The 19,555-nt window shown below is 60.5% G+C and carries 17 protein-coding genes; 4 read left to right on the top strand and 13 right to left on the bottom strand.

The features are described from left to right. Window positions 1-115 precede the first annotated feature (115 nt). The 3 genes from ABNU55_RS12655 (at window position 116) to ABNU55_RS12645 (ending at window position 6,275) form a co-directional block, all read left to right on the top strand. On the top strand, window positions 116-3,298 hold the full coding sequence (locus ABNU55_RS12655; protein ID WP_290752963.1) for a TonB-dependent receptor: 3,183 nt from the start codon (window positions 116-118) through the stop codon (window positions 3,296-3,298). Between the two features lie 70 nt (window positions 3,299-3,368). Then, a complete protein-coding gene (locus ABNU55_RS12650) occupies window positions 3,369-5,174 on the top strand; it encodes a tetratricopeptide repeat-containing sulfotransferase family protein (protein WP_290752960.1) in 1,806 nt (601 codons plus the stop codon). Between the two features lie 105 nt (window positions 5,175-5,279). Further along, window positions 5,280-6,275 (top strand): nitronate monooxygenase family protein, encoded by a 996-nt coding sequence (locus tag ABNU55_RS12645; RefSeq protein WP_290752957.1) that lies wholly within the window; start codon window positions 5,280-5,282, stop codon window positions 6,273-6,275. A gap of 75 nt (window positions 6,276-6,350) precedes the next feature. Here ABNU55_RS12645 and rnhA read toward each other — a convergent pair whose 3' ends face one another. From rnhA to ABNU55_RS12615, 6 genes are all read right to left on the bottom strand, one after another. After that, window positions 6,351-6,803: a ribonuclease HI gene (gene rnhA / locus ABNU55_RS12640; RefSeq protein ID WP_290752956.1), complete on the bottom strand. Its 453-nt coding sequence runs from the start codon at window positions 6,801-6,803 to the stop codon at window positions 6,351-6,353. A gap of 51 nt (window positions 6,804-6,854) precedes the next feature. After that, window positions 6,855-7,397: a hypothetical protein gene (locus tag ABNU55_RS12635; protein ID WP_290752954.1), complete on the bottom strand. Its 543-nt coding sequence runs from the start codon at window positions 7,395-7,397 to the stop codon at window positions 6,855-6,857. A 22-nt stretch (window positions 7,398-7,419) separates the two neighbouring features. Continuing rightward, window positions 7,420-8,385: a homoserine kinase gene (locus tag ABNU55_RS12630; protein ID WP_290758339.1), complete on the bottom strand. Its 966-nt coding sequence runs from the start codon at window positions 8,383-8,385 to the stop codon at window positions 7,420-7,422. 9 nt (window positions 8,386-8,394) lie between these two features. Beyond that, complete coding sequence (locus ABNU55_RS12625; RefSeq protein ID WP_290753809.1) at window positions 8,395-9,882, bottom strand: MFS transporter; 1,488 nt, start codon at window positions 9,880-9,882, stop codon at window positions 8,395-8,397. Window positions 9,883-10,075: 193 nt separating this feature from the next. Beyond that, entirely contained in the window at window positions 10,076-11,590 is a 1,515-nt protein-coding gene (locus ABNU55_RS12620) for an MFS transporter (protein WP_290753807.1), read from the bottom strand. Window positions 11,591-11,723: 133 nt separating this feature from the next. Continuing rightward, the gene (locus ABNU55_RS12615; protein ID WP_290753805.1) at window positions 11,724-12,674 is read right to left on the bottom strand and encodes a cyclase family protein; all 951 of its coding nucleotides are present in this window, start codon (window positions 12,672-12,674) and stop codon (window positions 11,724-11,726) included. 265 nt (window positions 12,675-12,939) lie between these two features. Between ABNU55_RS12615 and ABNU55_RS12610 the strand changes: the two genes are divergently transcribed. After that, entirely contained in the window at window positions 12,940-13,149 is a 210-nt protein-coding gene (locus ABNU55_RS12610) for a cold-shock protein (protein ID WP_290753803.1), read from the top strand. A 79-nt stretch (window positions 13,150-13,228) separates the two neighbouring features. Here the strand turns inward: ABNU55_RS12610 and ABNU55_RS12605 are convergent, their stop codons facing one another. From ABNU55_RS12605 to ABNU55_RS12575, 7 genes are all read right to left on the bottom strand, one after another. After that, entirely contained in the window at window positions 13,229-14,203 is a 975-nt protein-coding gene (locus ABNU55_RS12605) for a glutathione S-transferase family protein (RefSeq protein ID WP_290753801.1), read from the bottom strand. Window positions 14,204-14,289: 86 nt separating this feature from the next. Next, window positions 14,290-14,760 carry a hypothetical protein gene (locus ABNU55_RS12600; RefSeq protein ID WP_290753800.1) on the bottom strand — a complete coding sequence of 157 codons (471 nt, stop codon included), beginning with the start codon at window positions 14,758-14,760 and terminating at the stop codon, window positions 14,290-14,292. A 99-nt stretch (window positions 14,761-14,859) separates the two neighbouring features. Beyond that, window positions 14,860-16,845 (bottom strand): DEAD/DEAH box helicase, encoded by a 1,986-nt coding sequence (locus tag ABNU55_RS12595; RefSeq protein WP_290753797.1) that lies wholly within the window; start codon window positions 16,843-16,845, stop codon window positions 14,860-14,862. A 153-nt stretch (window positions 16,846-16,998) separates the two neighbouring features. Next, window positions 16,999-17,736, bottom strand: a complete 738-nt coding sequence (gene radC, locus ABNU55_RS12590) for a DNA repair protein RadC (RefSeq protein ID WP_290753794.1) — start codon at window positions 17,734-17,736, stop codon at window positions 16,999-17,001. Between the two features lie 78 nt (window positions 17,737-17,814). Beyond that, window positions 17,815-18,636: a type I methionyl aminopeptidase gene (map, locus tag ABNU55_RS12585; RefSeq protein ID WP_290753791.1), complete on the bottom strand. Its 822-nt coding sequence runs from the start codon at window positions 18,634-18,636 to the stop codon at window positions 17,815-17,817. Window positions 18,637-18,728: 92 nt separating this feature from the next. Then, window positions 18,729-18,944, bottom strand: a complete 216-nt coding sequence (locus ABNU55_RS12580) for a hypothetical protein (RefSeq protein WP_290753788.1) — start codon at window positions 18,942-18,944, stop codon at window positions 18,729-18,731. A gap of 134 nt (window positions 18,945-19,078) precedes the next feature. Further along, window positions 19,079-19,513 (bottom strand): OsmC family protein, encoded by a 435-nt coding sequence (locus tag ABNU55_RS12575; protein WP_290753786.1) that lies wholly within the window; start codon window positions 19,511-19,513, stop codon window positions 19,079-19,081. Between the last annotated feature and the right edge of the window lie 42 nt (window positions 19,514-19,555).

Below are 19,555 nucleotides of genomic sequence, written 5' to 3'. Positions count from 1 at the left end.
TGATCACTTCCTAGGCAATTTTAACCGTGTTGCGAAACTACAGCGAGTTTTATTGACTAAATTTAATGCTTCGACGCAGCGTTCTTACATCTCGTGAGTGTGTGAGGAGAGTGAGATGAATATTCGCAATAAAACGGATATGAACCTGCAGCGTGTCCTGCTGTCGGGGGTGGCTGCGGCTTCCGTGATGGTATTTGCCGTACCGGCCGCCGCCGCGCAGGATTCGGTGCGTGACGACGTCGAGACAATTCCTGAAGTCGAAGAAAACGCCGCAATCCAGCAGACCATCACGGTCACGGGGTCGCGTATTCCGTCAGACCCGAATTTGATTTCGTCTGTTCCGGTTCAGTCGGTCGATGAGCGGGCGATCAAATTGTCTGGCGAGGTCAATCTTATTGATGTCGTCAATGACATTCCAGCGCTGGTGTCTTCCATGACATCGGAGCAATCCGACTTTGCCGGTGAGATTCCAGGCGGAAATGCCTTGAACCTTCGTGGTCTCGGCCAGGAGCGCACGCTTACGCTTGTGAATGGGCGTCGCCACGTTGCCGGGTTTCGTGGCACGCAGGCTGTGGATGTTGGAACCATCCCTCGATCTCTCGTCGAGCGCGTGGAAGTGACGACGGGCGGCGCGTCGGCTGTCTACGGTGCAGACGCAGTTACCGGTGTCGTCAACTTCGTCCTCAAGGACGATTTTGAAGGCTTGCAGCTTGATCTCCGGGGCGGCGTCTCTGGTGAAGGTGATGGCGAGAACTTCACTTTCGATCTCCTCGCGGGCCAGAACTTCGACAATGACAAAGGTAACATTGTCGTCGCGCTGACCTATGAAGACGATTCAGCCATCACTTTCGGCGACCGCGACTGGTCGCGCGATAACGGAATTGCCAGCGTCGAACCACGTGCCAATCCGAGTACCGACCCGGACGCGCCGCCACGTGCCGTCATCAACAATCCAACTTTCTGGCTCACTTCGCAGGAAGGCTCCATTGCCCCCACCTTTGGCGGGCGGGACATCACTTATATTGATGTGAACGGCAATGGCACGCCAGACTGTCAGGAATCGGCGGGCGGCCGTGCCGCATTCCTTGCCGGCTGCTGGCTGACCAATCCGGATGGAACGATCCGTGTGAACCAGGACGGCACTGTGCTGAACGGCCTATGGGGCATTGGCGGGGATGGCGGTGTGATCAGCTTCAATCGCGACACGCTCTATCCCGAAACTGAAAAGGCCGTGCTCAACCTAAATATGAATTATGAGCTTGAGCCGAACTTTTCGATTTTCTTCGAAGGCAAGTATGTTAGCGCTGAATCAACGACGTTTGGCGAACAGGATACTTTCTACGACACCCTGTTCATCCTTCCTGACAACCCGTTCATTCCAGAGCAGCTCGACCCAGTTGTTGCGCAAACTGGTGGTCTTCTGATCACCCAGGACCCTGTCGACTTCAGCGATGACAATCCGTCGGTCTTCGAACGCGACACGATGCGGTTCGTCGGCGGTTTTGAGTGGGAACCTGCGGAAGGCCATCTCATCGAAGCGTCTGCCAATTACGGTCAGTTCCGTAGACGCTCCAAAACAACCGGTCTTTACCTCGACCGCGTCTTTGCTGCGATCGATGCGGTGGAAGACACGAACGGCAATATTGTCTGCCGCTCAGACCTTGACCCGACTGCCGCGTACGAGATCGATTACTTCACATTCAATAACAACTACGCTGACGGCGCGTTTTCTTCGGATCGTTATTACTCCTTCACCCCGGGTGATGGCTCATGTGCGCCGCTTAATCCCTTTGGTCGTTACTCCACCAGCCAGGCCGCCCGCGATTTCGTGACATCGGACCTCGAGAACGAGCTCAAGCTGCAGCAAACCGTTCTTTCCTTGATAGCTACCGGTCAGTTCGAGGTTCTGGGCTTCGCCCTGGACGGCCCGCTTGGCTATGCTGGCGGGATTGAGTACCGCGATGAGCGCAGCGACAACCGTATTGACCCGATCACGCTTGGTATTTTGCCGCCCACGACGTCTTTCACACCCGGCGTCCAGGTCAGCGAGGTCAGTCCCTGGCTGTTCTCCTATACCAGCATCGACAACACGCAGCAGTTCAACACGGCGGGCGGCTACGATGTCTATGACGTGTTCGCCGAAGTACGCCTGCCGATCTTCCGCGACCGTCCATTCACCAAGGAGTTCACGCTCGACGGCGCAGTGCGGCAGGCGAGCTATTCAACGCTTGGCGATGCGACCACCTGGAAGGTTGGTGCTACTTGGGCGCCGATTCAGGATATCAGCATCCGCGGCACGGTGTCCGAAGCCGTCCGGGCACCGAACATCTCCGAACTGTTCGACCCGCGCCTTCCGATCACCGTTTCCGCGACCGCAGACCCGTGCGATCCAGGCAATGTGACAGCAGGGACCGCCGCCCGTGAGGCAAATTGTATCGCCGACCTCCAGGCGGCTGGCGTGCCGCAGGGCGAGATTGTCGACGGCAGCGGCAACTATATCTGGCAGAACCCTCTGACAGGGCGCTTCTCCGGAACCTCTGGCGGTAATCCGGATCTCGATGTCGAGACGGCAGAAACCTATACGGTGGGGGCTGTTTTCACCCCGCGCTTCCTGCCCGGTTTCTCCGTCACAGTGGACTATTGGGATGTCTCCATTGAGGATGCTATTGCAGCTGTCGCTTCCGGCGACATTCTCGATGGCTGCCTTGATAGCTCCAACTATCCGAGCCTCGACTTCTGTAATCTCTACACTCGCCGTCCCGATGGTGGCCTGAGCGGCCTCGACACCGGCCAGACGAACTTCGCATCCATCGAGGCAAGCGGTGTCGATTTTGCTGCAAGCTACACGTTCGAGGTTGGCGAAAATGCCTTCGGCGCGAGCCTTGTCGGCTCCTATCAGGAGAAGCTCGACCGCTATTTCAACCCGCTTGATGAAGACGATGTCGATCCGGAAGTCGAGCAACTCTTTTACCCCGAGCTGGCGGGGAACCTGAACCTTTCATGGACACGTGGGCCGCTCAGCCTTGGCTTCCAGACCCAGTACCTGAGTCGGCAAGCCGTTGACGAGATTGAGGATGTTCTTGGTCTCAATGGTAGCCAGGAACTCTATGGCGACGATGGGTTCTTCGATGAAACCTATATCTTCGATGCCAACGTCTCCTATGAATTCAGCAAAGCCTTCACCTTCTATGGCGGTGTGAACAACATTGCGGATGAAGAGCCCTTCGCGACGCAGACGGCCTGGCCCGTCGGCCCGCGTGGCCGGTTCTTCTTCCTCGGCCTCACCTATACGCGCTAGGGCTGCTGACGGGGCAAGAAAACGGAATGCGGAGGCGAAAGCCTCCGCATTTCCTGTTATTGGAGCGGTCATGGCAAACACGATCGAGGCGCTTATCGAGGAAGCAGGCCGGCTGGCTGCATCTGGCGATCGACCCGCAGCGATCGCACAGGTGAAGAAGGCGCTCCGGAGTGAGCCTGGATCGTTTCGTGGCTGGTTGATGCTGTCGCGGTTTCTCTACGAAGACGGAGAAGTGGCCGCTGCGGTCTCCGCCAATCAGAAGATGGAGCGATTCGATCCCCTGTCTGGCGATTTCCAGCGCATCCAGCAAGCCATACAGGCCCGCCGTCTGGATGAGGCGCGCGGTGTGGCCGAGGTGATGCTGAAGCACTATCCAGGCCATCCGCGGGCTGTCTTCACGCTCGCACATCTTGCGCGCGCGCGCGGAGACTTCGAGGCGGCCATCGCCGTGCTGGAAGAGGGCCTGCGCCACGGCCCGGCAAATCCGGTGCTACGTGACCTTCTGGTCAGCACGCTGGAGGATGAGGGGCACTATGCGCGTGCGATCGAAGCGGCGCGCCAGCTGGCGGCGCTGCAGGAAAACTTCGACACTGTTCAACGGCTGCTCGGACTCCTTCTGCGCTATGGACTGAACGAGGAAGCGCTCGCGGCTTGCGAGCGGGCGGCGCGCTTGGCAAACGGCGACCGGGTCAAGCTCAGCCAGGTCGAACTGGCGCGCGGCCAGCTCCAGCGGATACTGGGCCGGCGGGAGGCTGCCGTTGCGGCCTTGCGGGCCAGTCTTGACGCTAACCACCAGAATGCATCGGCCTGGTGGGGACTGGCGGATCTTAAGACCTTTGACTTCAGCGAGGCGGATCAAGAGGCAATGGCGGAGCTGCTTCTCTCTCCCTCCGCTGACCGCGTGTCCAGGTGTCAGGCGGCGTTCGCACTCGCCCGGGCCAGTGAAGCGCAAGGCGACCCGGCACGCAGCATGGCCTGGTATGACAAGGCCAACAGCTTCTATCCAGGCGAGCGATTTGACCCGGCGCAGTTCAACCGCGCGGTTGAGCGTGTCAGGCAGGGCTTTGACCGGCGAGCGCTTGCGGCGCAGGCCGCTCCGGTCCCGCGCGGCCCGGTTCCGATCTTCATCCTCGGTCTGCCGCGATCGGGCTCGACGCTTGTCGAACAGATGCTCGCCAGCCATCCGGCCATTGAAGGCACGATGGAGCTTCCTGTCCTGCCGGCGGTGAAACGCAGGGCGCATAAACACTGCGTAGAGCAATCAGGCGGCGACTATCTCGACAAGATCGCAGAACTGTCCCCTGCAGCGCTGGCCCAACTGGGCCAGAGCTATATCGATGAGACGGCCGTGTTCAGGTCCCAGGGTGCGCGCTATTTCACCGACAAGCTGCCGCACAATTTCGAACATGTCGGCCTCATTCATAAGATACTGCCGCAGGCCATCATTATCGATATCCGGCGTAATCCTCTCGATTGCGGTCTCAGCCTCTACAAGCAGTATTTCGCCCAGGGTGTCGGCTACAGTTATGATCAGGCGTCGATCGGAACCTATTATAATGGCTATCTCTCGCTCATGGATCACTGGAACGATGTGCTTCCAGAGCGTGTCTTCCACCTCGCATATGAAGATCTGGTCGTGGACCCTGAATCTCATGTCCCCAGCTTGCTCGAACATATCGGTGTGGAGTTTGAGCCTGCCTGCCTTTCCTTCCATGAAAATGCCCGTGCTGTGCGTACAGCGAGCAGCGAGCAGGTCCGTCAGCCGCTCAACCGCGGTGGAATCGGCCAGTGGCGCAAAGTCGAGCCCTTCCTGGTGCGCCTAAAGGAGAGTCTTGGGCAGGAGACGCTGAAGCGGTTTGAAGGCTGTCCCGATTAGCAGCGGGCGAGCGGTTAGAAACAGTGTCTTTCCCCCTCGGCAGGCTTGCGGCGGAGCAGGGATATTTGGCAAGCTAAGGTCAGCGATTTGGCGAAGGAAAGATCCATGAAAACAGCTATCACCGAGATGTTCGGCATCGAGCATCCAATCATCCAGGGCGGGATGCACTATGTCGGCTTCGCGGAGATGGCAGCAGCCGTCTCCAATGCAGGCGGTCTCGGCATCATCACCGCCCTCACCCAGAAGACGCCGGCCGACCTCGCCAATGAGATCGCGCGCTGCAAGGACATGACCGACAAGCCATTCGGTGTGAACATCACCTTCCTGCCGTCGACCACCCCGCCGGACTATCCGGGCATCGTGAAGGCGGTCATCGAAGGCGGTGTAAAAGTCGTTGAGACCGCCGGTAACAACCCGGCGCAGGTACTGCCCCACCTGAAGGATGCCGGCATCAAGGTCATCCACAAATGCACCGCGGTTCGCCACGCCCTGAAGGCGCAGTCCATTGGCTGCGATGCGGCCTCGATTGACGGGTTTGAGTGCGGCGGCCACCCGGGCGAGGACGATGTGCCCAATATGATCCTCCTCCCGCGCGCGGCCGATGAGCTGGAAATCCCGTTCGTGTCTTCAGGCGGTCAGGCCGATGGCCGTTCGCTGGTCGCGTCGCTGGCCATGGGCGCGCAAGGCATGAATATGGGCACCCGTTTCATCGCAACGAAGGAAGCGCCGGTTCATGAGAATGTGAAACAGGCCCTGCTCAAGGCGACGGAACTCGATACCCGCCTTGTGATGCGTCCGCTGCGCAATACAGAGCGCGTGCTCAACAATGCCGGCGTCGAGCGCCTTCTGGAGAAGGAAAAGCGCCTCGGCTCCGACATCAAGTTTGAGGACATCATCGACGAGGTCGCCGGTGTCTATCCGAAGATCATGGTCGATGGCGAAATGGATGCCGGCGCCTGGTCGTGCGGCATGGTCGCCGGCCTCATCTATGACATTCCGACATGTAAGGAACTGGTCGACCGCATCATGAATGAGGCGCACGAGATCATCGAAGACCGTCTGCGCGGCTTCCTCGGTACCAAGACGGCAGCGACCGCCTGAGCGGCCGCAACTGAAGCTTTAGAAGAAAGCGGTGCAGGCTGTCCTGCGCCGCTTTTTTTGTGCGCGGGAAACCAACTAAAGGGCGGCTGCGTCTTTCTTCTGGCGGGCAGCAAGCCTGGCAAGCTCATCGGCGCGCTCATTGCCTTCATCGCCGGCATGGCCCTTTACCCAGACCCATTCGATCTCGTGAGGCTTGCAGGCCTCCTCAAGGGCTTGCCAGAGATCCTTGTTCTTGACCGGCTTTTTTGAGGCCGTCTTCCAGCCATTGCGTTTCCAGCCATGAATCCATTTGGTCAGGCCGTCCTTCACATAGGTCGAATCGGTATGCAGGCGCACCTTTGAGGGGCGCTTCAACGCCGTTAGCCCTTCAATGGCGGCCATGAGCTCCATTCGGTTATTCGTGGTCTCATACTCGCCGCCCATCAGCTCTTTTTCGTGACCACCGGACTTGAGCAGGGCGCCCCAGCCGCCGGGGCCGGGATTGCCGCTACACGCGCCATCCGTCCAGATTTCTACAAGCTTTGACATGGCGCTTTGGGTTGCCTGTTTTGACGGGCGGGTCAATGCGCCCAAGCCCATTCAGAAGACATCGGCTGTGTGTTCCGCAAGGTGGCTTTGCGGTTTTACGGATGAAAGAAAGAGGCGACCGCAGACATATCCTGCCAGCGCGCCGACCGCTGCACCTGTCACCAGTGCGCCTATGCCTGCCATTACCGATTCGCTGAAGGTCAGGCTCGCGGTCACACCCCCAACCAGCAGGGCGCCCCAGATTGTGGCCCATCTCAGATAGGGGCCACGTGTCAGAATTCTGCGATAGGGAAACGTGCCGATGGATGCAGCCAGAACAAGCCAGGTGACTGGCAGGACCATGTAGAACAGGAACCAGTTGAACGCACACATTATGAGGCTCATCGTGGCGCCGGCCAGTACCTCGCCATTGTCCAGGGCGGCGCTCCCATCGAAACCGGCGAGTTGCAAAACGAACCCGCCGGTAAAAAGCCCGACCGCCGCGATCAGGGCCACCAGGATGCTTGCGGCCATCCCGCAGACGAAGATCGCGAAGACGATGCGGAGTGTTGGCGGCCGGCTTGAGCGGCTATAATCGCGCTTTGAGCTCTTCATGCGTCCGCTTTGGTGGTGTTCGTCAGGCGCCATAGTCTGTGGCAGAGCTTGCCTGCCGGTGAAAGGCCAGCCGGTCGGCATATTCCAGCGGGTTCTTGGGGCGCACCAGCGCGTCGGCGGGTGTCTCGGTCCAGTCGACAAGCCGGGTCAGGAAAAAGCGAAGCGCTGCACCCCTGCAGAGAATGGGGAGAGCCTCGCGTTCGGCAGGCTCTAGCGGGCGAACGCTCTCATAGCCTGCGAGCATCGCCGCGCCCTTGGAGTAATTGTATTCCCGCCCATCCTCGAACGCCCATGAATTGAGGCAGACGGCAATGTCATAGGCGAGCACATCGGTACAGGCGAAATAGAAATCGATGGCCCCGGAGAAGTCCTCTTCAAGGAAGAAGGCATTGTCCGGGAAGAGGTCGGCATGGATTGTGCCGCGCGGCAGGTGAGGGCTTTGGGGACGCGCGCTTACGGTCGCGGCGAGGTCGTCCTCTATCAGGGCCGCGAGGCCGGGCTGAAGCTCTTCGGCCGTTGCCGCGCGGCCCTCCCAGAGCAGGGGCCAGCTGGCCGGGCCGAGAGCATTGTCACGCACCTGGTCAAAGTCGGACAGCGCCGCATGCATCCTTGCCAGCGCGGCCCCCATGGAGCGGCACTGAGCGGCGTTGGGCCGTCTGGGAGAGAGGCCATCGAGAAAGGTCACCACCAGCGCGGGCCGGCCTTCAAGTGTCTGCAGCGCTTCGCCACTACGCGCAGGCACAGGTGCCGGACACGGAAAATCGCGGTCGGCGAGATGTTGCTTGAGCGCGACGAAATAGGGCAGGTCCTTGGGATCGGCCCGCCGCTCAAACAGGGTCAGGATGAACCGCCCCTTGCCTGTTTCAAGATAGTAGTTGGAGTTCTCGACCCCTTCGGCAATACCCTTGAAACTTCGTGGACGGCCAATGTCATAGCCGTCCAGAAAAGTCTCAAGTGCTTCGTCGGAAACCTGGGTGTAGACCGCCATGCGCTCTGGCTAGTGTTCTTTCGCCATCATGTCACGCATCAGGGTCTTGCCAGCCAGCAGATAGTGAAGCGCGGCCCAGGCATAGAGCGAGCAGAAGCCGATGATCGACCAGCGCAGGCCTTCGCTGTCGGCGCGGGCACAGGTCGCGGCTGCTTCAGCGGACAGATCTGAAACGACCTTGCAGGTTTCCAGCGTCATGCCGAGATCATTTCCCGCAAGAAAGGCACTTTTCAGCATGGTGGAGACGATGCCGATAAGCGGCGGGCCCAGGCCGTAGCCGAGCAGGTTCACGAGGAACAGCGTGATCGCAACCGACGTGGCGCGCATCCGGCTGTCCACAACGCCGCCGACAATCGCGTACATTGGGCCGAGATAGAAATAATGGAGCGTTGCAGCCGCCATGAGAGGCGGCAAGGCCAGCCAGACCGTCGGAGCCAGATAGCCCATCGCGTAAAGCGGAACAGAAAGACCCATACCGAGTGCCGGCATCCAGCAGAGTGCGCGCGGGTGGCGGGTCGCAAACCTGTCGGCCAGATAGCCTGAGAGGAACACACCAATCGCCGCCATAAGGCCAATGATGACGCCGAACAGGATCGCAGCGGTTTCAATGCTAAGCCCGTGCGTACGCACCAGGAAGGAGGTTGTGAACTGGGCCACCCCATAACCCACAAAGGAGGCTACCGTGGCACCCGCGACGATGTGCCAGAAGGTCGGCTTTTCGGCCAGAATCTTGAAGACGTCCTTCATGCTGGCTTTTTCCAGGGCCTGGACGTTTGGCGGATCGGTATAGCCGCGCGGCGGCTCCTTGATGGTCAGCTTCACCACGAGAGCCAGGATGACGCCCGGAACACCCACAAGGATAAAGGCGACCCGCCAGCCTTCTACGGACTGCCAATCCATAAGACCAAGCGCCCAGTCCCAGCCCCAGGCGGTAAACATCGCGGCCAGTGAGGGGCCATCGAGATTTCCGACGATAAAGCCCGCGAAGACCGCTGCGAACATGCCCCCGAGCGGGACACCCAGCGCATAGATGGACACCGCGGTCGCCCGGCTCTTGGGCACGAAATAGTCGGCGATCAGCGACTGGGCAGGCGGTGTACAACCTGCCTCGCCGACGCTCACGCCGACGCGGAACAGAAACAGGACGATGAAGGACGTTGCGACACCGCACAGCGCGGTCATCAGGCTCCAGATGAAGACTGCAATGGCGATGATCCAGACCCGGTGAAACCGTTCTGCGAACCGGGCAATTGGGATCCCGAGCATGGTGTAGAGAATCGCGAAGGCCGGGCCGCCAAGCAGGCCCATCTGCCAGTCCTCGACACCGAATGAGGCCTTTATCGGCTCTGTCAGGATGTTGATGATCGAGCGGTCGATGAAGTTGAAGATGTAGACCAGGAGCAGGGAACTGAGAACAAAGGCGCGATAGCCTTTGGTTCCGAAACCCGAAAGTGGCGCACTGGGTGAATCTGCGGTTTGACCGACTGTCGACGTCATACTTCTTCTCCCTCCTCGTCAAATCTGCCCCTGACGAATCTGGAGCAGTCCGACTTCATATCTCAGGTCAGAGAAGCAAATTGGGTCCGCGGTTTCCAGAAAATTCGGTCGAGCGGCTGAAGAAAGTTCACATGTGAAGTTTCGGGCTGGCCAATCTGGATAGAACTGGCCAGCCCGCTGACGTCAAACTCCGTCAGGCGATTTTGCCCGGGGCCGGCGCTGCCGGGTTATAACGGTCGCGTGCGAAATACCGCGCGGCGAGGATATAGCAGATGCCGGCGAGGATCAGGAAACAGGCCGTGGCCGCCATCGAATGGCGGAGCCCGTCCGCATAGGCCTGGCAAAGCTCTGGCCCGTTGGCACCGATAGCATCAGGATCGGTCGCGCAGAGGCGCGGATTGAAGTCTGCCGCAAGCTCCGTCAGCCCGGCGCCGGCGATTTCCGCATTCATGAAGAAGTCGCTCATCACGCCGGTGAAGAGGGGACCAATACCGTTGCCGATCAGGCTGACGATAAGCAGCAGGACAGAGATCGTCGTCGCGCGCGATTTGGGACTGACGATGCCGGTCCCCACCGTGTACTGGGCGCCGAGATAGGAATAGTGGCAGATCGCCGCAAAAACCCAGAGGATGAAGGCCAGCGACAGGCTGGGGGCAAAGAAGGCGCCGACATAGGCCGGCACCGACAGGATCAGGCCTACGCCAGGGAGCCAGGCAGCCACCGTCGGGAAGCGGCCTTCCAGTTTCTCTGAGAGGAAACCGCCAAGGAAAGTGCCACCGGCAGCCACAGCAGCGAGCGGGGCGCCATAAAGGATGGCGGCGTCGCGAACGCCAATGCCGTGTACCCGCTGCAGGAAGGGGGCCTGGAAGCTGATCAGGCCATAGCCCACAAAGGCGACAACAGCCGCGCCCATCGAAAGCCACCAGAAAGTCGGCTTTGGCGAGAATTCCCTGAACGCATCGAAGAAGCCGACTTTCTTTGTCGTATCGGTTTCCAGCGGCGGATCAGAATAGCCGCGGGGCGGTTCCTTGATCGTGAAGAAAAGCACCAGCGCGATGATTATGCCCGGCACACCGACCACGACAAATGCGATGCGCCAGCCACCCACAGTGGACCAGTCAACGCCGGAAAAGAGACCGCCAAGACCGAGTGAGCCGAGCCAGGCCCCGAAATCCTCACCCGAAATACCGGCGATCGTCCCGCCGAAAAGCTGGGCCAGCACCCCGCCAATGGTCACGCCCATGGAATAGATGCCAAGCGCGCCTGCGCGGCTGCGCGGCGGGTAATAGTCGGTGATGATGGAGTTGGCAGGTGGCGTGCAGCCTGCCTCACCCACAGCTACACCAACGCGGAAGATAAGCAGCCAGATAAAGCCTGACGCCACACCGCAAAGGGCTGTCATGAGCGACCAGATAATGATGCAGAGCGTAATGATGACGACGCGATTGGCCCGGTCGGCCCACATCGCAATCGGAATGCCCATCAGCGCATAGAAGAGCGCAAAGGGTGGTCCGGCGAGGAGGCCCCACTGCGTGTCTGAGAGTTGGAACTCATTGATGATCGGCTGTGCGACAACCGTAATGAGTGTGCGGTCGATGAAATTCAGCGTGTAGACCAGCATCAGGGCGATCAGGACGTAAGACCTGTACCCCTTCGTGCCGAAACCGGTGATGTGGCCCTGACCGGCAGTCGCCGTCGTATCGCTCATATTCGCCTCCCTCAGTCGTCTCTGGCCGAACGACTCGCAGCTCTTGTCGTTCAGTTCAGGATCGCATGCAAGCCCGGCCGAGCCATGAAGCAGGATCATGGCTCCAGCCGCCCGGCCAGCATCCGGTCATGGTCTAGCGCACAGCGACCGGATTGATCATGGCCTGCACCGTGCCGTTGAGGCGCGGAATGCCGAGCGAGAAGAAGAATTCCGCCACGCCATCGGCATAAAGTTCATCGGTCACGATATTCTCGAGAATATAGACGCCGCGTTTTGCCAGAAGTGTCTGGTGCACTTCGAACGGTCGGGCCTCATTCTCGAAGGGGATGGCTTCGAGCGCGGGGGTGTCCGCGCCAATGGCCACCACGCCGAGATCGGCGAGATAGTTCGCGCCTTCGACACCGAGACCAGGATGGGTCGCCATCAGCTCTGTCGAATCGCCATGCGCGGCCATGGCGCCGGTATGAAAGAGGACGACATCGCCTTTCTCGATCTCGAGGCCGGCCTGTTCGGCGGCTTTATCGATCTCAGCCCGGTTGAAGGCGGCGCCGTCTGGAACGGGGCTTTCGCCAAACACCTCTGTCATGTCGAGCAGCACGCCGCGGGTCACAATCGGCGGAATATCCTGCGTCCCAAGCTGTGTCAGCCCGGAGGGGGTCACGAAGTCTGAAACATGCACTCCGTTATAATAGTGGTGATCGACGCCCATATGGCCGAGCCCGTCGATATGGGTCCCGATGCCGACAAAGGTCTGGACCAGATCGTCATTGCCGACAGCCTTGTTTTCGCCCAGCGGCGTGCCGGAGCCATCTGAAGGCTGCAGGATATAGACGTCATAGCGGCGCGGCGCGTAGGCGGGCGTCTCGCGGCTGGTGACCTGCGCCAGACCATAGGTTTTCCCCGTCGTTATGAGTTCTGCGGCGCTGGCCGTTTTCTCGGGTCTGAGATTTGCCACTGCGCCAAGCCGGTCGTCCGCGCCATATTCTGACGGGTACCAGTCGGCAGCTGCATCTTCGTCCTGCGCCAGGGCAGGCGCGCCTGTCAGAAGCGTGGTGGCGGTGAGGGCCAGGATCCAATGTTTCACGAGTTCCTCCGGGGTTTTTATCTTGTTGGGCAAGTCTGGGAGCGGGCCGGCCAAAGGTCCAGCGCTTCCCGTGCGACAGGTTTACTGCATCATCGCTTGTAGGGCCGTGCCAAACCCTCTAGGGATGAGGTTCGAATTTGGCCGGACGATCAGGCACAACTTCCGCTTCGGCGGTCAGACGCTCAGAATTTTCCCAAAGAAGACGAACTCCGGATGCACAATGTCGTGCGCCCGGCGATAATCTGTGCATTGAAAGGAAATTCTGATGAATTCTGGCACTGTGAAATTTTATAACGACCAAAAAGGCTTCGGCTTTATCGCACCTGATGATGGCGGCACCGACGTGTTCGTCCACGCAACCGCTCTTGAGCGTTGCGGCATCTCCGGTCTCGGCGAAGGTCAGAAAGTGTCTTTCGACACGGCAAAAGACCAGCGCAGCGGCAAGATGGCGGTCAACACGATCGAGCTCGCCTAGCGCTGAGGGCCTTCTGGCCCGCTGAAATGAAAAAGGCTGCCTTCTGAAGGCAGCCTTTTTTTGTGTCTGGTATGCAGGTTTAGCCGCGTCCGTGCGGCTTCTCCCAGTCAATATCCGGTCCAGCAGGCACGATGCGGGTCGGGTTCACCATGTCATGGCTCTCATAATAGTGGCGCTGGGCATGCATCGGGTTCACCGTCTCGGCAATGCCCGGCCACTGATAGAGGTCGCGCGCATAGGGCCAGAGATTGGGATAATCGACAATGCGTCGGATATTGCACTTGAAGTGGCCGTGATAGACCAGATCGAAGCGATAGAGCGTCGTCCAGAGCCGCCAGTCCGCCTCGGTGGGTGTGTCCCCGGTCAGGAAACGCGACTTGCCGAGCTTTTCGTCCAGCCAGTCGAGCGACTCAAATAGCGGGAAGACGGCTTCTTCATAGGCGTCCTGAGCGGTGGCGAAGCCGGCCTTGTAAACGCCATTGTTTACAGTGTGATAGACGCGTTCGTTAATCTCGTCGATTTCCGCCCGTTTGCCTTCTGGATAATAGTCGCCCTCAGCTGCACCTACCTCGTCAAAAGCCGTGTTGAACATACGGATGAGATCGGCCGACTCATTGCTGACAATCGTGTTCTGCTGCTTGTCCCAGAGCGTGGGTACTGTGACCCGGCCGGTATAGTGCGGGTCCGCCTTGATATAGAGCTCATACATGAAGTCGGACCCAAAGAGCTTGTCGCCGACGATGCCGTCCGGGTCCTTTTTAAAGGTCCAGCCATTTTCGCCCATGAACCAGTGCGTGTAGGAGACGTCGATCATGTCCTCCAGGCCCTTGAGTTTGCGGAAGATCAGCGCGCGATGGGCCCAGGGGCAGGCATAGGACACATAGAGGTGGTAACGGCCAGCTTCAGCCTTGAAGCCCGGCTGTCCATCGGGGCCGTCGGAGCCATCCGACGTGATCCAGTTGCGAAACTGGCTCTCATGGCGCTTAAAGCGCCCGCCCGTACTGTCGGTGTCGTACCATTTGTCTTGCCAGATGCCGTTATTCAGCAGGCCCATAAGTCGCTCCTGTCATCGATATGGCGCGCCTTTTTGCGCATACCTTCACGAAGGTATGAGAGAGCGGGCTAATTTCCAGCGCGCCGTCAGGTCTTGCTGCTTTCGAGAGTGCGGATGTCGGCGTCGAGACCGAAGAGCCACGCACTGACCTGCCAGAGGATGGCGAACACGGCGCCCGCCGCCAGCACATCCCACGGCCAGCTCGCGCTATTCTGGCCCCAGCCGAGAAACAGTGCGGCGGCAGTAACAAACACAAAGGCGAGGGCCAACACGCTCAGCAGACGCGACAGCCAGTTCGATCGGAACCGCATGATAACGGCGCCCACGCAGGCCGCTCCAAGGGCGGCAAGGTAGAGCATGTTGGCGTCATTTGTGGATGCGCCAACAAGGCCGACGGCGCCGGTCACGATCACGAGCAACACGCTGGTCACGATGAACAGAAACAAGCCGGCACGATAAGCGCGGCTGCGCTTCAGGCGAAAGAGCAGGAAGACCGCAACACCAAGGGCGCCCAGAAGAACGCCTGCGAAAACAAAGTCGAAGAGTGTCCAGTCCATAGGCGCGGTCCTGAGTGTGTCGATGGCGGAGAGGACCCGCCATCCCGATTTTTGACACGGAATCAGGGCCCGATCCAGCTCTCAGGCAGATCACCCAGCCTAGTCGTGTTTGGGCTTGCGCCGCTTGGGGGGCTTGTCCGCAGACGGGTCGAACCGGCGGGGCTTCGGTTTGCCGGCTTTCTTTGGTTTCGCGCGCTCTGCAGGCCGGTCCTCAAGTTGTGACGGCGGCACCGGACGCGGCTTGCGGGCTGGCTTGCCCTCGGCACCTGGTTTTCCTTCGGTGCGCGGCTTTCCAGCGAACTTGCCGGGGCGCTTGTCAGAGCGTGGGCCGGATGGCGGGCCAGAACGCTTCTTCGCTGGGCGGTCTGAATCGCGGTCATCACGGCGCTCCCGGCGGGCAGGCGCAGAGCCTTCCGTCCAGCCGGCTGGTTTCTCGCCCTCGCGCCAGGCAGAGATCGATTTCTCAAGCCGGCCATCAGGCCCGACACGTTCCAGGAAGCCCGGCGCGCTTTCAGCTTTCAGCTCAACGCGTGTATGGGCGTCCTCGATACGGATTGCGCCCACATCCGTGCGGTGGAGACCGCCAGCCTTGCACAGCATTGGCAATAGCCAGCGCGGATCGGCGCCTGACTTGCGGCCGACCGACAGATTGATCCAGACGCTGTCTTCAAAGTCGTTCCGCTCGGCGCGCGGCTCACGGCGTTCCGTGCGCTCGCGCCGCGGTCCGTCTCCGCGCGGCGGGCGCTCGCGCTTGTCGGCCGGGCGGTATTCAGGAACGTCCATCAGCTCTTCCGGGGCAGAACGGCGCGCGCGGTGCAGCGCCACGAAAGCAGCTGCCACCTGCTCAGCGCCATGAATGTCGATCAGCATTCGCGCCATCTCATGATCGCTGTCGCTGGCGGGTTCGCTCAGGGAAGGGTGGTTGAGCAGCCTTTCATCGTCGCGCTTGCGGATATCGTCTGCGCCGGGCGCGTCGGTCCAGCTGGCGTCGACGCGCGCGTCCTGTAGCAGCCGCTCAATCCGGCGGCGCGCCTTGAAAGGCACAATGAGGACGCTGACGCCTTTGCGGCCAGCCCGGCCGGTGCGGCCGGAGCGGTGCAGCAGGGCTTCGCGATTGGTTGGAAGGTCCGCGTGGATCACAAGGTCGAGATCCGGCAGATCCAGTCCGCGCGCGGCCACATCGGTTGCCACACATACATTCGCCCGTCCGTCCCGCAGGGCCTGCAGGGCGTGGGTCCGCTCGCTCTGGCTAAGCTCACCTGACAGGGCCACGACGCTAAGGCCGCGATTATGAAAACGGGCGAGAAGATGGTTCACATTCGCGCGCGTCTTGCAGAAGACCAGCGCATTCTTGGCTTCGTGGAAGCGCAGCACATTGATGATGGCATTTTCCACATCGGCAGGGGCGATGGCGTGTGCGCGGTAATCGATGTCGGCGTGCGGGTCGGTGTCCGAGATCGTGTTGATGCGAACCGCGTCGCGCTGAAATGTTTCGGCCAGACGGGCGATGGGCTTCGACACGGTGGCTGAGAAGAGCAGGGTGCGGCGCGTCTCAGGGGCAGCGCTCAGCAGGGTTTCCAGCTCTTCGCGGAAACCAAGATCAAGCATCTCGTCGGCTTCATCCATGGCGACGACGCGGATCTCGTCGAGGACAAGGCTGCCGCGGTTGAGGTGATCCACCAGGCGCCCCGGCGTGCCGACGACGATATGGGCGCCTTTCGACAGCTCAGCGCGTTCCTCGCGCGGGTCCATGCCGCCGACACAGGCGACGACGCGCGCGCCGGCTTCCGCGTATAGCCAGTCCAGTTCGCGGTGAACCTGAACTGCAAGCTCACGCGTGGGGGCGACGACCAGGGCCAGCGGTGCGCCGGGCCGTCCCAGACGTTCAGCGCCCATCAGTAGCGAGGGCGCCATGGCGATCCCGAACGCGACCGTCTTGCCTGATCCGGTCTGCGCCGACACCAGAAGGTCTGCCGTCTCGATCTCTGGGTCGAGCATGGCGGACTGCACGGGTGTTAGGCTGTCATAGCCACGCGCAGCAAGGGCCTGGCCCAGGGCGGGCACAATGGCGGATTGGTCGGTCATGGAAGGGCTTTCAGTCTATGATCTCGGCCGCAACCAAATCGCGGCCCGGCCCCGGGCAGGTGCATAGATGGTGCACCGGTCGGGCCGATGCGCCGCTCATAGCCGGTTTTGGGCGTGTCAGCTATCTATTCCAGCAGCGCGGCATGCGCGTCCCTAGATGAGCCCCTGTGCGCGGAAACTGGTGACGCCGGATCGCGCCGCGATGAGGTGGTCATGCACAGTGATCTCGAGCGCATCGAGCGCGTCCATGACCGCCCGGGTCATATCGATATCGGCGCGCGACGGGGTCGGGTCACCGGAAGGGTGATTGTGGACGAGGATGATGCTGGAGGCCTGTAATTCCAGCGATCTGCGGGCAATCTCACGAGGATAGACGGGGGCGTGATCGACCGTGCCGTGGCCCATGGTCTCATCGGCGATGAGCTGGTTCTTGCGGTCGAGGAAAAGCACGCGAAACTGTTCGCGGCCCTCATGTTGAAGCTCCCGCTTCACATAGTCGGTAAGGGCGGACCAGCTGGAAATGACGGTGCGGGATCTGAGTGTCTCCCGCGTCGCGCGTGCACCGATTTCCGCAGTGGCTTTCAGATAGGCGGCGACCGTTTCGCCCACGCCCGCGACCTTGATGAGGTCGGCCGGGCGGGCGGCCAGAACACCGCTCAATGAACCAAAGCGGGCAAGCAGCGCTTTCGAAATGGGTTTGACATCGCGACGGGGGATAAAGGCGAAGAGAAGCGTTTCCAGAAGCTCATAATCCTCAAGCGCGTTTGCACCCCGCTCAATCAACTTTGTGCGCAGCCTGTCGCGATGGCCCTGCCAGTGCGGCTTGGCGGCCAGGGGCGGCCGGGGCTGGCGATCCAGACCGAATAATGGGGCTTCTTCCACTATGCGCATGAACACTCCGCCGGTTGCAGATGTTCATTTAATGTTCTCTCTGCGGGCCTGATTGTCAAGCAGAGATTGGGCAGATTGCTAGATGTCGACCGTATGCGGGGTGTGCCAGCCCTTTGGCGAGGTGGTAAAGATTTCCACGCCGTCTTCAGTGACACCAACCGAGTGCTCGAACTGGGCAGACAGCTGGCGGTCGCGGGTTACGGCGGTCCAGCCATCGGGGAGGATGGCAGCGTCCTTGCGGCCGATATTGAGCATCGGCTCAATCGTGAAGAACATGCCGGGCTTCAGCTCGGGGCCAGTTCCGGCGCGGGCGGAATGGACGACATTAGGCTCATCGTGGAAGAGCTGGCCGAGGCCGTGGCCGCAGAAGTCCTCAACAACGGAGAGACGGTTCTTGGCGGCAACCTCGGATATAGCTGCGCCGATATCGCCAAAACGATTGCCGGGCTTCACCGCAGCGATGCCAGCCATCAGCGATTCATAGGTCACATCCATCAGGCGCTCGGCTTTGCGCTTGGGGGTGCCGGCGGAATACATGCGCGAATGGTCGCCATGCCATCCATCGACGATGACCGTCACGTCGATATTGGCGATATCGCCGTCCTTGAGCGGGCGGTCGCCGGGGATGCCGTGACAGATCACATGATTGAGGGAAACGCAGGAGGCGTGACGATAGCCGCGATAGCCGATCGTCGCCGACTGGGCGCCATGATCATAGACGAATTCGCGGATCAGATCGTCGAGATGCGCTGTGGTGACGCCAGGTTTCACTTCCGGAACCAGCATGTCCAGGCATTCTGCGACCAGCCGCCCGGCCTTGCGCATGCCTTCAAAACCCGCTTCGTCATGAATGCGGATTTCCCCGTTTCGAACAGGCATGATGAGGTCGGCGTCAGACATGTTATCGAAGCTCCAGCTTGGCTTTCAGGCAATATGGCAGCACCGCACGCAGACTTCCACCTCTGCGGCGGCGCGCGGTGCAGCTGACCCCTTCAAGTCCTGCGGGTGTCGTTTTCGGCCTGTTCGGCTTTTGCCGCGAGCTTGTCCTTGTCTTTCTCGAATTGCTGAGGGTTTTCATACTCTTCACGGGCGGCCTCCTCGCGGATCGCGCGGGCCTTTGGCGATTTCAGGCGCGAGCGCATGACGGCCCAGACAAGCACGCCAAAAAGGATGACCGCGCCAATGAAATAGAAGATTTCGATGCCCATAGTACTGTCTCCGTGGCTTATTAAGAATCAATGCTTTAAGGCGTGCTCCTGTTCCGGTTGATGGCCTCCGCGCAAAACAAAAGCGGGACCGTTTTGCGGCCCCGCTTCCATCATCTTGAAGTGGCTTGCCCGGCTCAGGCGAGCTTGGCGTCCAGGGTAACTTCAATAGCGCCAAGAGCCTTGGAAAGCGGGCACTCTTCCTTGGCCTTATTAGCGAGTTCCTTGAACTTTGCCTCATCGATGCCGGGGACCTTGCCCGTCAGGGTGAGGGCTGACGACTTCACTTCAAAGCCGCCGTCGACCTCTTCGACGGTTACGACAGCCTTGGCTTCGAGGTCTTCGGCGGGGGTGTCGTTCATGGCGAGGAAGGCCGAAAGCTGCATGGCGAAACAGCCGGCATGGGCCGCGCCGAGCAGTTCTTCCGGGTTCGTGCCGGCCTTGCCGCTTTCGTCTTCGAAGCGGGCCTTGAAGGAATAGCCGTGGCTGGATAGGGCGCCGCTCTGGGTGTCGATGGTGCCTTTGCCGTCCTTGAGGGGGCCTGACCAGTGGGCTGTGGCGTGGCGTTTCATGGGGAGTCCTTTCAATGCTGCGACTGTTTTGTGTACCGGACC

The organism is uncultured Henriciella sp., from assembly GCF_964005855.1.
Lineage (GTDB): Bacteria > Pseudomonadota > Alphaproteobacteria > Caulobacterales > Hyphomonadaceae > Henriciella.
The sequence above is the reverse complement of the archived record's forward strand: the minus strand, read 5'-3'. Positions and strand labels throughout refer to the sequence as shown.